At 38.2% G+C, this 14,942-nt stretch carries 8 protein-coding genes; all 8 read right to left on the reverse strand.

Features of this window, described 5'->3' with window-relative positions; genetic code table 11:
• Positions 1 to 2 precede the first annotated feature (2 nt).
• Positions 3 to 1,733, reverse strand: a complete 1,731-nt coding sequence (locus D1Z92_RS04825) for a sensor histidine kinase (protein ID WP_164931454.1) — start codon at positions 1,731 to 1,733, stop codon at positions 3 to 5.
• A gap of 180 nt (positions 1,734 to 1,913) precedes the next feature.
• The gene (locus D1Z92_RS04830) at positions 1,914 to 5,048 is read right to left on the reverse strand and encodes an alpha-mannosidase (RefSeq protein WP_128894529.1); all 3,135 of its coding nucleotides are present in this window, start codon (positions 5,046 to 5,048) and stop codon (positions 1,914 to 1,916) included.
• Positions 5,049 to 5,101: 53 nt separating this feature from the next.
• Positions 5,102 to 5,701, reverse strand: a complete 600-nt coding sequence (locus D1Z92_RS04835; protein WP_128894530.1) for a YesL family protein — start codon at positions 5,699 to 5,701, stop codon at positions 5,102 to 5,104.
• A gap of 103 nt (positions 5,702 to 5,804) precedes the next feature.
• A complete protein-coding gene (locus D1Z92_RS04840; RefSeq protein WP_240666572.1) occupies positions 5,805 to 8,465 on the reverse strand; it encodes an endo-beta-N-acetylglucosaminidase in 2,661 nt (886 codons plus the stop codon).
• Positions 8,466 to 8,726: 261 nt separating this feature from the next.
• Entirely contained in the window at positions 8,727 to 10,052 is a 1,326-nt protein-coding gene (locus tag D1Z92_RS04845) for a glycoside hydrolase family 125 protein (RefSeq protein ID WP_370741215.1), read from the reverse strand.
• 36 nt (positions 10,053 to 10,088) lie between these two features.
• Positions 10,089 to 12,809, reverse strand: a complete 2,721-nt coding sequence (locus D1Z92_RS04850; protein ID WP_128894532.1) for an alpha-mannosidase — start codon at positions 12,807 to 12,809, stop codon at positions 10,089 to 10,091.
• A 220-nt stretch (positions 12,810 to 13,029) separates the two neighbouring features.
• Positions 13,030 to 14,157, reverse strand: a complete 1,128-nt coding sequence (locus D1Z92_RS04855; protein ID WP_128894533.1) for a sensor histidine kinase — start codon at positions 14,155 to 14,157, stop codon at positions 13,030 to 13,032.
• Complete coding sequence (locus D1Z92_RS04860; RefSeq protein WP_128894534.1) at positions 14,135 to 14,872, reverse strand: response regulator transcription factor; 738 nt, start codon at positions 14,870 to 14,872, stop codon at positions 14,135 to 14,137. Before D1Z92_RS04860 ends, D1Z92_RS04855 begins: the two co-directional genes overlap by 23 nt.
• Between the last annotated feature and the right edge of the window lie 70 nt (positions 14,873 to 14,942).

Here is a 14,942-nt window from a genome sequence, read left to right on the forward strand (position 1 = left end):
CATCACGACCCTTTCGTTAGTTGTATAAGTTCTTGTTGTACTGGCATAAAAATGGATACCGTTGTTCCTTGATCCAGAACACTATCCACATGTAATCCATACGATTCACCGTACATGAGTTGGATACGTTCGTGAACATTTTGCATCCCTAAGGAATCTCCCATTCCGTTTGCTCCTGATAACATGTCTCTAATTTGCTGTAGTCGATCTGGGCGTATACCTTTCCCATTATCTTTAATGACGATGACTAAACGTTCATCTTTTTCTTCAAATTTGATTTGCAGCACATTGGATGTTTCGGTTTTGCGTATACCGTGAATCAAATAATTCTCAATAATAGGTTGAATGGTGAATTTAAGCATTTTATACACTTTTAATTTATCGGAAACAATTTCTTCTACTTGTAGGGTATTGTGATAACGTATTTGAAATAAATTTAAATAATGATGCACATGTGCAAGTTCATCTTCCACTCTAACGACGTCTTTACCGTGTAAAGAATAGCGAAACATTTTACCAAGATACATGATCATTTGACTTGTTGTTTTAGAGCCTTCTGCAATAGCTTTCATCCGTATCGTTTCTAATGTGTTATAGAGAAAATGTGGATTAATTTGCGATTGTAACGCTTTCATCTTAGCTTCTTTTTGTTTGATTTCCGAAACGTATACGATGTTGATGTAATGATTTAAATCCGTGAGCATTTTATTAAAACTATTTGAAATCGTAGTGAGTTCATCTTCTTGTGAATCATCAGGTATTTGTACTTTTAAATTACCACGTTGAACATGTTCCATGGATTGTACAATCATATCAATTCGCTTTGCATATTTTCTCATCGTCAAATACGTCACGATAATCGCAAACATACACAAGGTAAACGTAACAATAATGATGGTAAAATGAACAAATGTAAAGGCTACCAGTCCATCAGATGGAATGACACCTACAATTAATAGTCCTGTCCTTTCATCAAATAAACGATTGACATAATAATCGTGATCAGAAAGTGTTTCTAAACCTGTTTCACTACTAACAGGAAGTATCTCGTCCAACAATGCATTACCATTAGAAAATATGACATTTTTATCTCTGTCATATATATAAATATGTTCGTTTCTCTCGTTGCTTGTTTCAACAAAATGTTGAATGCCATCGAAGTTATAATACACCTTCGCTTCTGCTAGGGGAATTAACGTTCCAGGGTTTCTTATCCCTTTCACCACGGTAAAGCTTTGTGCTTCCCCTTTCTGTATTTTAGACCAATCGTAATAATGAAAAGCATCTGTATATTGATTTGCTTCATTTTCCGTTCCAGTGATTGTAACCGCAACAACGTCCGTTTCTTCGATAAAGGAGTCGTATACATATTGTTCGAAATCATTAGGAATAGAAGATGGGTTTTGTTTATATTTGTTTAGTTTATATTCGTAATATTCGGTGTACGTATGATTGACAAAATAGGAAATTCCTTCTATGATTTCAACTTTGTCTGCTTGATGTAGCCCATTAAACACGCTTCTTACATAATCCTGTTTATGATTAAAGTAAGTTTCAATCCGCTCTAATGTGCGCGTATTTTTATCTAGTTCTCTCTGTGCCACCACATCGTTATAGTAGTTCCAGACGACAAGAAAGAGTATAAGCATAAACACAAGCATGATGATAGAGTTCATCCATAAAATACGATGAAATACTTTCCCCTTAGAATGAAACCATTTTTTAAACAGCATACTCCATACCCCCGTAAACATGCTAGAAAAGAAGAAAGGGATCTACCTCATACATACAATGAGACAGATCACCAAATAAATACACTGTTCGACACAATATTTCACATCTATTATATAATATGTTACATGTAATGAAAAGGTAAGTCTAATAGGTATATAAGATTAAAAAATCTTACAAACTTATTTTTTTATCGTTAGCATAAACGTTTTAATTTCATACGGCTTAATATAAAAAGATATATTTTCGTCTACCACTGGATCACTTATTTTCTCTTCCATTAAGTTCACTTCTTGCCACTCTTCTATGTTCCAAGCAGAACCAAGTGTCACTTCTCCTCTTCTGCCTTCTACTTCATGCAAACGAACAATGACTTTGTCTTGCTCTTCCGCTCTCTTAATTGCATCAATATGAATATGTTCATTGGATACCGTTAAAAAGGAACCAGGCGATTGAACTACACCAGGGATCGCTTGCAACTTGCTGTTGACATTCCATGCCTCACGTACGGTCTCCCCTTGCTTCCAATCCCCTTCATGTGGCAGTAAAGCATATGTGAATTGATGATGCCCTTGATCTGCATGAGGGTCAGGATGTGTAGCGGATTTAATTAAAGATAGGCGCATCACATGACCAAAAATATCGTAGCCATATTTGCAATCATTGATTAAACTTACACCATATCCTGTTTCTGATAAGTCTGCCCATTGATGACCAACACTTTCAAAACGCGCCATATCCCAACTTGTGTTCCAATGGTTAGGGCGTTTCACATTCCCATACTGCACGTCATACGTCGCTTCCGTTGATCTAATATCTACTGGAAAAGCAACTTTCAACAATTGCTTTTGTTCATGCCAATCTACATTCGTATCAAAATCAATGCGTTTACTATCACGGTAAAATTTCACTGTTTGTTTTAATTTGGACTGTCCATAATTCCATTCAAAGTATACAACCGCTTGCAGTGGACCATTTTCTATGACTTTTACTTCACACAAATCTACGATTTCTTCCATCTTTTCTTGATAGAAAATATCTATATCCCATGCTTCATGTGCCATCGGTTTGTCTTCAAATACTTGTAGTGTATTTCCACGTTCACCTGCAGCTAGTACATCTCGCTGCGCCTTTTTATCCCATAACTTAGTCCATTGTCCATGCTCATTCCACTTGACGATATAAAAATCAGTTTCCAACCCTTGCTCAACAGAGGATGCTACTAAGGTAGTCATTTCCGTTGTCGCTGGTTGTTTATTTGTACTATAGGTTAGTTCTACAGCAGAGAAGGACGCTAACTCAGGAACGTATACCATCCACTGATCTCCTGATTGCTGTGCAACTAATGCTTGTCCCTTATGCTCCCATGTACCTTCTTGCTTGTTATCTTCATCGATGGCAATACTTACGATATTGCCTTGTTGAAAGTGTGAAGCATGAAAAGCGGTATATGTTTTTTGCTTTGTTTGTGTTAGCGCAGTAACGGCCTTGCTTTCTAATTGCTGATGTTTTTGCCATGCCTCTTCATATTCTATACGAGAATCCTGGTACACCTCTTCAATGGATGAACCTGGAATGATGTCATGGAATTGATTCCGTAATATAATTTTCCAACCTGCGTCCAATGTCTCTTTCTCATATTGCTGCCAGCCTTGTTCTAGCGCTTGCATGACGCCAAGCCACTCTGCCTCCCGATAAGCAAGTTCTAACTTACGGTTCATTTTCTTATTGTGCGCTTGACTTGTATACGTACCACGATGATATTCTAAATACAATTCCCCGTCCCAGCGATGAACGTATTGATCTGTTTGGTTGATGTTCTCATGTAGCTTTTCAAAAAATGCTCCTGCCTTGGATGGTTTCACGTGTGGAAGCCCTGGCATGTCATCTAATCTTCTTCTACTCTCTAGCATATCGCGATTTACACCACCACCGCCATCTCCATACCCATAGGAGAGCAGTAAATCTTGGTTTGCGCCTTTTTCACGATACGTTTTCCATAATCCATTGACAGAATGAGGCGTAACAAAACCGTTATACGTGTAGTGGAAAGAATCTGGTCCATTCCAAGGTTCCGGTGTCGTAATGAAGTGTGTCAAAATTTCTGTCCCGTCCATTCCTTTCCAATGGAACGTATCATGCGGCATCCGATTATACTGATTCCAACTAATTTTGGTCGTCATAAATGTTTCGATACCAGATTTTTTTAATATTTGCGGTAATGCCCAACTGTATCCGAATACATCGGGAAGCCATAAATAACGACTTGTAATACCGAATTCCTTTTCTAGAAATCTTTTTCCGTATAGTATTTGACGGACGAGGGATTCACCACTTGGAATATTGCAATCCGATTCCAGCCACATCGCACCCTCTGCTTCCCAACGTCCTTCCTTTATTCGCTTCTTCATTTGTTCATAAATTTCGGGATAGTCTTCTTTGATATATTCATACAACTGCGGTTGTGTCTGAAGAAAAAGATATTCAGGGTATTGTTCCATCAAACGCAGTACAGTAGAGAAAGAACGTGCGGATTTTTCTCTCGTATGTTTCAATTGCCATAGCCAAGCCACATCGATATGCGTATGCCCAATACTATGAATCGTGACAGGATGTTGCTTTTCTATTTTACTTATTCCTTCATGCAAGCTATGAATGGCTTCACCACAAGAAGCATAAAAAACGTCTGACCCAGGATTGGACCAATTAATTAGCATAAACGCGTTATCTAAAGCTTTGAGCAATAGATGTTTTTCTGGTTGCTCATCGCTTAGTTCTTTTACTGTTTCTAGTACGGTCTTAGCGGTGTAATATAAATCATCTATTTTCTCATCTAACCAAGCCATTTCGGCACGAACAATGCGATGCTCTTGCGCTCTCGGTACACCGCCACCTTCCATACCAGACCATAAACGAAAATGCAGGGAAGTTAAATTTCCAACTGTATGTTCTGGAAAAAATACTTCTTTATGATTGGAATCTACCCCTTGGAAAGGATGACGATCAAGAAACAGCAGCGATTCAAAACCACTGTTATTGCCCCCACCCGTTTCACCGAAATCAAAAATTCCAACGACCTTTCTGCTCTTCCATTCCTCTGGAACAGCAACATCTGCTTGTAACCATATATACTTATCTCTTCCACTCCAACGATCTGAAAGACGCATCTCACCATCTTGGAAATCGGCAGGAGGATAACTTCCTACTGCACCATCATCCTCCGCGGTGTTAAATTTTTCAATGTGAAAACGATCTCGATAACGATAATCTTCTATTTCGCGTATTCTATTTTCCAGCTTATTTTCTGTATAAAACATCGTCCTCTTCCTTTCGCATGATAAGTGATATATAAGTGATAAATAGAGCGCCTTTACTTCCCACTAATTTGATCGAACTTATTTAAAGTGATCCATGTGATCCAATATGCAGGAAAAACAGCACTAATAAACGGAATAAGTCCCATTAAAGTTCTGATACTGTAAAAAATAATGAACAATCCTACTAAAATAAAAATCGTAGTTAAAGGATAAACATAAGAAATAATAAAAGATTGTTTTATATATTGCTTCCATGTCATATTAAAATGAACATAAAGAGGAAAAAAGTAAATGACCGCTAACAATAACCAGATGAAAAGTGCCATGATAAACACATACAACAACAATGACAAAAATCCATCCATTACGTTGCCTACAATCCTTAGATCCATGTAAAGGAAAATACCAATACCGATAAATATGAATCCCAAACCATTAACACGAAGGAACTCTTGCTTGTAAACTTTCACAAAGGTACCCCACAAAGGTACTTCTAATTCTCGTCTTAACCACTTTCTCGTTAACGTAAATAGAGCAACCGTCGCCGGAAAAAAACCAAAAATACCTAAACCTAATATCGTAAATAAAAACCAGAGTATGTTGGCAGCAACAATTCGCCAGATCCATTCACTCGCTTCTTGAAGTAATTTCATGATGTAGCTCCTCCTTCGTGAAAATGGGTTGGGAGAGAATATCAAACATGTGATATTCTCTCTTCCACTTCAATCCTTACTGTTGATGATGACTATACCAGCCTTATAAACCAAACACTTCAAATTCATAAATTCGAGCTGCTTGATCCCCGCCTTGGGTAGGCTTGATAATATTAAAGCGAACATATTGTGCTTCCGTTAATGCAATGTTATGTTCAGAAACCCCAAGCACATTATTATCAACGTCAACGACTTTACTCCAGTTTTCTCCGTCCATACTTACTTCAATGTTAAATATTTTGGTATTGAATCCAGCAGATTCACCACCCGCTTCAGCATGATGAATCACAAATTTTGCAATGTCATACGATTGACCTAAATCAATTTGCAACCACTGCGGCGTAACGTGGGCACACCATTTCTTCCCTAGTGTTCCATCCACTGCAAATGCTGCAACTTCACCTTGATTACATGCTCCATTCGCTGATGCTGACTTATTTAATGCGATGTTAGTGATGTTCACAGCATCTTTTGAAATGGTAATCAGGCCATCTTTCATCAATTCATCTTCACCTTCGCTATTTTTAGCGACTAATTTAACGGAGTACGTGCCTTCTGTATCATACGTAACGACAGGGTTTTGTTCTGTACTTGTCTCTGTTGTCGCTCCTGTAAAATACCAAGTCACTTCTTCCGTAACTTCAGAAGATAAATTCAAAAATTGAATTTCCTCACCTGGTGCTGCCAGTGTTTTGTTCACATTAAAATCTGCCGTAGGTGTTGGATATGCTGGCCATGTCAACTCAACGCTTTGCGCATTACTTTTTTCGTATGTTGCACTCACTGCTATGACTTCAAATACACTTGTTGCTTCTTTTCCATCTCGTAAAAGGTTAGCTAAGTAGTAAACATCATTCGGCGTTGCTCCTACCCATTGACGACTACCATCTGCCATCACACGATAAACTTCATAATGACTTACCATGTCATTGTTTGCATCTTCCCAACTCAGTGCGATTTCACCGTAAGTTCCATCTGTGAACATTTCTTTTTCTATTTTCACATGCTGCACTTCGCTCGGTGTTGTCTTACTGTTTTGGTTGTATAATTGTAATTCTCCAATGTTGGCAATATAATTCTCTACGCCATTTGTACTGGAAAATTGCAATGAGATTGCGGCGATATGTTTATTTTTATAAGAAGATAAATCAATGAATGCTTGCTTCCACTCCTCACTAGCTTCACTTGACCCTTCACTTACAGTTAAATAAGTGTAGGTTTCCGGACTGTCTGTAAAGCTAATTCCTACTTTCATATCCACATCTTCACTATTATGTTGATAAGCTAATGATAACTGTGTATCTTCTTGTACTTTGATGTTCGTTTTGTACAACGGAATGTTCGTGCTGCCATTTTGCTCTAATGAACCACTAACTTTTAAGGAAGTTCCTCCGTAGTATGCTGTTGTCCAATCAAAATCAACTTCAAGTCCTTGACTGCCTTCCTTTATCCAACGCCAAGTAGGTAAAATGTCTTGTAAACTACGGTTATGCCATTCCAAATCACGCTCTACGTTTCCGTCAATAGCAAAGAATTTACCGCTACCTGTGTTGAAATGTGTAACGAATGGTAAGCTATTGATTGGAGTATTGGCAGTGAAGTAATGTGCCATCCCTTTCCAGCTTCCATTGTTAGCAGTGTCAGATGGATCTCCATTTTGTCCTACCCAGAACAAGTGCTCTTTTGCATAGAAATCTTCCATGGATGTTTTTTCTTTATAAGCCCAATCTGGACGATAAATCCCTAAGGAAGTGTATGGAGAACCATTTTGAGGGAAAATGCCTTCCCATGCAATGTCGGTAGTATTCACCCCATTTGCCTCTACATCAATACCAGCATACAAATCATATGGAGATCTGTTGATGTCCTTTGCTTTTTGACCAGATGCTTGTTGGTTATTCCACCAAAAGTTTAAAAACATACTATCTGCAACACGCTTGTCCCCATCTTGTAGATACGTATCGTTTTTAGAAGTTAAAGCGTTTTGCCAAGCGATTTGACCACTTTCAACCATGGAATCGTACCACATAATGTGGGAGCCTTCGGGCTTGTTGTCCTGCAAATAAATTAAGAATTCTTGCATTTTTTTTGCTTGTGCGCTAGTAGCACCCTCTGTTTCCTGATTGATAAACCAACCATCGAATCCATAGTACTGTGCTACTTCTAATAATTTATCTGCAGCAGTAAAGTTTCCATTCTCATCTTGCACTAACATTTCATCAAACCAACCAAGTTGACCACCATATACCGTTGGTGGGAAGAAAACATTCCCTAAAATAGGAACACCATTTTTATGTGCAGCATCGATAATATCTGCACTTGGTGGTACGATAATCCCTTCTCCAGCTGAACCAGCCCAGTACACCATAAGGTCAACATATTGCCAGTAGGAGAACGTATTCGATTCGAACGTATTTCCTCCTTGTGATGGTACACCACTCGTTGCTTGATTCATAGAACTTAATGCTACGAGGTTTGCTTCAGACTGTGCATTGTCATTCACTGCATGTCCTGTTTCTCTATCTGCCAATGGGATCATGCTGCGGTTGTAGACTGCATCACCATCACTTTCAGGAGTCCACTCTAGCAAATCTTGTGGAAACCAATACGATGAGCTTGGCTGTTCTGCTTGTATCGCTTGAGGAATAATAACCACCATAGCTATACATAATAGTGTTGCAAAAAAAGTTTTTGTTCTGTTCAATTTGTTCATCTCCTTGTTTGTTGGTCTAGTTCTCTCCCTACTATCCACAAACAACGTTGAACAATAAAAACAATATTTTTCTATCTCTTACCTCCACTGAAGTACAACACCGATTGGGTTTTAAGTCATTGTGCTTATGAAGTCATCTCCCCCTTATATGTAGGATGCTTGCTTATTAGCGAACGATGATGTCCTGTTGCTTCTTTGGCTGTTTAACCCATTACCATCTAACAAGCAAGCATGAAGCATAAAAACGATATATCATTGCTTTTGTAATGCATGATAAAGTGGACTATCTTTTACCGCTATGCCACATAGACTAAGAATGAACTCACTAAACATAGAATTGGCCCATGAAAACCATTCTCTCGTAAATTCAGATGGACGATCTGCATCAAATCCCTCATGCATAAAACCCGTATCCCCATCCGTTTCCTTGAACATATTTAATATGTCTAGCTTTTCTTGTTTGTCTGTTCCTGACATCCCTTGAATAGCTAATGCAATATGCCAAATATAATGATCTGGGGTATGAGGACTGCCGATTCCTTTTGCTTTTTTACCTTCGTAATAATAAGGATTGTCTCTACTCAAAAGGAAAGAGCGCGTCCGTGTATATTTATAATCTGTAAAATCACAGTAGCCTAAATACGGCATCGCCATCAAACTCGGAACGTTCGCATCATCCATTAAATTGTAGTTTCCATATCCATCTGTTTCGTATGCGTACATTTCACCGTGTACAGGATGCTCCATAACACTGTAACTTTCAATGCCTGTTTGGATTTCTGCTGCTAGCGTCAAACATTGCTTTGCTAAATCATGATCATGTAGTACTTGCTCACAGATTTCCACTGCATAATGCAATACGACAACCGCAAACATATTTGCAGGAACGAGATAACCGTAATGGCATGCATCGTCACTAGGACGGAATGCACTCCATGTCATGCCTGTCTGTCTTACTTTCGAACCTTTCCCACCTCGCGTTAACGTGTCCGACTGCCTTACATCTTCTCGTTCAAAACGATACGGGGAATCTTCTTCATGATGTTGTTCTGTTCTCCATACTTTGAGTATGTTGTTCAAGCCTTCTACGAAGGACGCATCAAAGTGAGACGTACGCCCAGTAGATTTCCATAATAAATAAGCAAGCTGTATCGGGTAGCATAATGAATCGATTTCATATTTGCGTTCCCAGATCATCGGAGTCATGTCCGTGTTGTCCGACTGATGTCCTTGTCCGTTACTCGTTTCGTTAAACGCATTGCTGTAAGGGTCATGATTAATGTATTGAAACTGTCTACGCACTACCCCTTCAATCATATCTGCCATGTGCTCATCTTGTTCTGCAAGGATGAGGTAAGGTCTTACTTGTGCAGCAGAATCACGCAGCCACATCGCTGGAATATCGCCAGTAATCACAAATGTACTGCCATCTTCTTGTTGTTTTAATGTCGTTTGATACGTATTGACAAAACATTGTTGAAACATCTTTTGTATTTTTTCGTCATGCGCAAAGTGTTCGTTTACTTTATTTATCACTGCTTGCATTGACTTTGGTATGCTTGGATTGCTTTCACCCATTGGTCATTCTCCTTTATGTTTATTTCATTACGATGTTTACTTCTCCCACCCGATTGTCAAAATCTCATATGGATTGACTTCTATTTTATTTTCTTCAAGTAAAGGTTGCGTTGTTTTTTGTTCTATAATATTGCTTAAATACGCTTTCTTCCCTTGAGCAAATGTATGCGTTAGCGTCACCTTGTCCTGTGATGCATTGAACCAACGAAGTATGATATCCTCATTTTCCTCCGCCATTTTACAAGAAGTCATAGCGAGCGGCGGCGCTTCCCATTCCATAAAGGAATGAGCACTTGCGTATGAACCTGGATGCATATCACTTTGCAGTACCGTTGCATCACTCTGATATTGGTATGCATGCTGCATTGCATCTGAGTTAATAACAGTGCCTTGATGCGGAATAACAAACCACTCTGCCGTATTCTCTCCAAGACATTGTGCTTCTGGAGTAGGGAAGTCTCCCCAATCTCCAAGTTCAGATACTGCTCTTAGTATCGTAACAGCTACCGTACTGTCTTCAGAAAGTACTTCATACTCATGCAGGCCTCTATTTGCAATCGTGAGTCCATGATGGTCATCAGAGACGCCAACAAAAGCTTGCTGATGATGGTCAAAGCTTGGATTTTCCCATTCTGGCTCTGGTTTATTACTACGCTTTACCACTTCAAATATACTATCTGCATAGTGATCCGTGATATTTAATTTCGTTGGATACAACACGCGAATACGATGATCCTTCGCTGTGTTTAACATCGTTGCTTTTAAGGAAATTCCTTTTGCCGCTTTATCTAACGTTAATAGCGTAGTCATGTTGATTGTCTTCATATCTTTAGCCCGACCAGCCTTACGATCTTTGTGCCACACGAGACGCGCTTTTTCCTCATCAAAAGCAGCATCTGCAGAGGCAGGAACTTCCCATTGATGTCTGATTTCTACTGTCGCCCGAACGGCTGTATTTTCCACTAACTTGATTTCAGCAGTTACATCACTTGTGGTAAGTGCTTCACTATTGCCTGTCATTTTAAACATATATTCATTCCCGATATCTCCTGTATCCTCATACATACCGAGATGCTCAAATACTTTACCAGACGCCTTGTCCGTTAACGTATAAGCACCATTGTCATGAATATGGACATGCAGATGTTCATTTTCTAGTTCCCGTTCACTTTTAGCAATAGGAGAAGTTTCAAGCAGCGTTTCTGATACTTCGACTTGTGGCATGACGTAATACGTTTGATAACCAAATTGCGGAAGCGCTTGTGCTAGAAATTGCACTTCTACAACTCTTGCGAAATAAGCTCGACGGAACCCATCATCAGGTAAATCATAGCCAAAGCGAACACCTAAATCTTTGACGGTAAGCAACTGTTCGTTACCTTGTGCATCTTTCAAGATAAAAGATGGAAGTTGCTTTTGTTCTAAATAACTTGGTATTTCTTCGAATGACATATCTGCAAAAAAGACTTTCTCTACTTCCACTTCTTTCGTAATTACTTCATCTTTACTCCAACCTGAAGTGTTGAACACAATAAGTGGAATAACTTGCTCATCATCCGTAAAGCTTGGCTTCGTCTCTATCAGTGAAGCGATGTTTTGTACATTTTCGGCAATAATCATCTCCGCAGTTTGCTCTACTTTTTCAAACCTGGTGACCATTTCTCTATGCACTTCATCCACGCTACAGCCACAAATGCTATCATGAGGATGGTTTTTCATTAATGTTTTCCAAGCATATTTCAGATACTGTTTCGGGTATTCAAATCCTAGCAAACTCGCCATGACAGATAGTGGTTCAGCCTTTCTTTCTAGTAAAGATTGACTCTTTTGGTTCATCTGTTTTAAATAAATGCGAGCAGAAGCCGTATTCACGAGTGTAGCCCATCCGTCCGTCCGTTGATTGCGTAACTCACCGTGAATGGACTGCAATCCATCTGGCAAATGTTGCTTGACAGCATCCATATAATCAGGAAAATTGGAGTGTACAAACTCAATATCTTCATACATTTCATTGGCTAGTTGAATCGCATCTCCCATGTCTTTTTGTACAGGCTGATGATCACACCCGTTCATATACAATAATTGATTGGTGGATGCATACTTTTTTGCGTCAGCTAATTTTGTTTCCCAATATTTTTGCGCTGCATCTTGGTTTGTCGGAATTTCATTACCGTTAGAATACCAATTCGCAAATAAAATACCTAAAACGCTGGAACCGTCAGGGGATACCCAGTGCATTTCTGAGAAAGGAGATTCATAACTTTGCATTTCCCCCACTGTATTATTAAATCCTGTCGGCTTTACCCCTCGACCAAAGCCTGCGGTTTCTATACCTGCTTGTTGCAACAGCTGTGGCGCTTGTCCGTATATTCCAAATGTATCAGGAAAATAACCAATCATAACAGGTTGTCCGTACTCATTGCTATCTTGCATACCGTAAAGCATATTCCGCACGTTAGCCTCAGAACTAGTCAAAAATGCATCTTGTAATACATACCAAGGTCCGATATACAATTTTTTATCCTGAATGGCTTTCTTCAATTCATCTTTGCGATCAGGACGAATTTCTAAATAGTCTTCTAGTAAAATAGTCTGTCCATCTAAATGAAAACTACGAAAGCGATCATCGTTCTTAAATAAATCAAGTAGATTATCTATCAACTTAACCATATCAAATCGATGTTTTTCAAAAGGCATATACCACTCACGATCCCAATGTGAATGAGAGACAATATGCGCTGTAGTTTTTTTGTCCATATAGTATCACTCCAATATGATGAGTTTGATATTTCATGAAAGCGCTGTCATGTTTAATAGTGTAACTATATGAATACATTATTTTGAAAGCGATTTAAAGTCAATAAAACGCCCAGAACTAGTGAAGTTTTTTCATCATAACTAAAATAAATCCAATAGAACGATTGGATTTGTTTACACATGATTTCACTTCAAATATAAAGTTGAACAGTAAAAAAACCTATGATGACATTTCATAGGTCGTAGGTTCAATGGGCAATGTAATAGAAATCGTTGTTCCCATCCCAATCTTACTTTCTGCTTTCACCTTTCCTTCATGAGCTTTAATAATATTTTGAGCTATCGTCATACCTAAACCCGATCCTTCTTTTTCTGCATCTGTCGTTGTGCCACGGTAATATTTTACAAATAATTTGTCCAATGTTTTTTTATCCATTCCCACACCATCATCTTTGATGTGAATATGTACAGTATGAAAATGTTCGTCCATTTGTATAGTAACCGTAATTTTTGTATGTTCAGGATTATGTATTATCGCATTGTTAATTAGATTATGTAATGCCCTATACATTAGTTTTGTATCATAGCAAAAGGAAATGACTTCCTTCTCTGCATGAAGTGTGAGATTTATTTGATCCTTACTTGGATTACTGAGTATATCCGCAATGAGCACTCGTGTCAGCTCAACCATATTTTTTTCTTCTTTTTGCAATGGTATTTTAGCTTCTGTCAACTTAAAAGATAAATTTAGATCATCAATTAGTTCTTTAATATGACCGCCCTTCTGTTCAATTTCATGAAGAAACTGTTTCTTCTCTTCCTCCGTAAAATCATACGGAGAAGATGTTAATAATGCCGCATATCCGTTAATGTATGTAAGTGGTGTCCTTAAATCATGTGTGACTCCCTCTAACCATTCTTTTTGCAACGCTTCAATTTCTTTTCTCCTCGTTTCTGAGTCTTTCAACCTAGAAGATAATTCTGAGATATTAAGTAGAACCTTATCATATAAATGATATGGTCTTTTCCATTTCTGTTTCTTCTCATTGTATATCTTTTGTTTAATTGAAGGAGCTTCATATTGCCCCTTAGATAAATTAGAGATCCATAATGCCATAAACCAGAGCGGTTTACCAATATACCAACCAAAGATGAAACTAAAAAATATAACGGTGGCAACGATAATGAACGGCACCAATAATTCAAATGTTAATTGATTGCTTTCCGTTGATATGTTTATGAGTGGAAAAAGATAGTCTATCGTAATCATCACGATGAATGCGAGTGAAAACATCAACGAAAATAGTAGCAAAATAAAAAATACACTAAAGCGAATATTTACTTTCAACCTGCTCACCCTTCGGAGGTACAAATTTATATCCAATACCTCTTAATGTAATAATCATTTTTGGTGATTTTGCATCACGCTCAATTTTTCTTCTTAATTTGGAGATATGCATCGCTACTGTTTTTTCATCATTAGCATAGGAAGATTCCCAAACCCTTTGATATAACTGTGCAGAAGTAAACACTTGATTGGGATGTTCACAAAAAAATACAAGCAATTTAAACTCTTGCGCTGTATACGTTACGGGTTCACCTTGTACCGTTAACGTACCTTCCACTATATTTAAAATGAAGGTGCCATAGTCGTAGCAATTTATTGGTGCATGTGAAACGGGTTGTAACTTTTTTTGTCTTCGCAGTTGTACATGAATACGAGCGATGATTTCTAGTGGATTAAAAGGCTTTGTAATATAATCGTCCCCTCCTACACCAAATGCAGTTAACTTATCTAAATCACTAGAACGAGCAGTAAGAAATAAAATGGGGGTGTCTGTAAATTGACGAATACTTCGACAACAATCTAACCCATCCATATCCGGAAGCATAATATCTAGTACAATGACATCAAACTGCTGTTTACTCAATACAGACAGTGCTTCCTCTCCACTTTCGCATGTCGTGATATGACTAAACCGTTCCTTTTCTAACGTAATTTTCATTAAATTCAATATTCCAATTTCATCGTCTACTAATAAAATTTTTTCTGGTCTCGACACGGCTTATCCCACCTTTGAAACGTTAATTTTTGACTCTTTTGCCCCACTTTTATCGTGGGGCTTTGACTAT

Origin of the sequence: Longirhabdus pacifica (assembly GCF_004115085.1) — a bacterium.
Lineage (GTDB): Bacteria > Bacillota > Bacilli > Paenibacillales > DSM-105158 > Longirhabdus > Longirhabdus pacifica.

What these genes read in the sequence shown, in the direction of transcription:
- D1Z92_RS04830 (WP_128894529.1), bottom strand. Translation starts at nt 5,048, where the DNA reads ATGTTTTATACAGAAAATAAGCTGGAAAATAGAATACGCGAAATAGAA.
- D1Z92_RS04845 (WP_370741215.1), bottom strand. Translation starts at nt 10,052, where the DNA reads ATGGGTGAAAGCAATCCAAGCATACCAAAGTCAATGCAAGCAGTGATA.
- D1Z92_RS04850 (WP_128894532.1), bottom strand. Translation starts at nt 12,809, where the DNA reads ATGGACAAAAAAACTACAGCGCATATTGTCTCTCATTCACATTGGGAT.
- D1Z92_RS04825 (WP_164931454.1), bottom strand. Translation starts at nt 1,733, where the DNA reads ATGCTGTTTAAAAAATGGTTTCATTCTAAGGGGAAAGTATTTCATCGT.
- D1Z92_RS04835 (WP_128894530.1), bottom strand. Translation starts at nt 5,701, where the DNA reads ATGAAATTACTTCAAGAAGCGAGTGAATGGATCTGGCGAATTGTTGCT.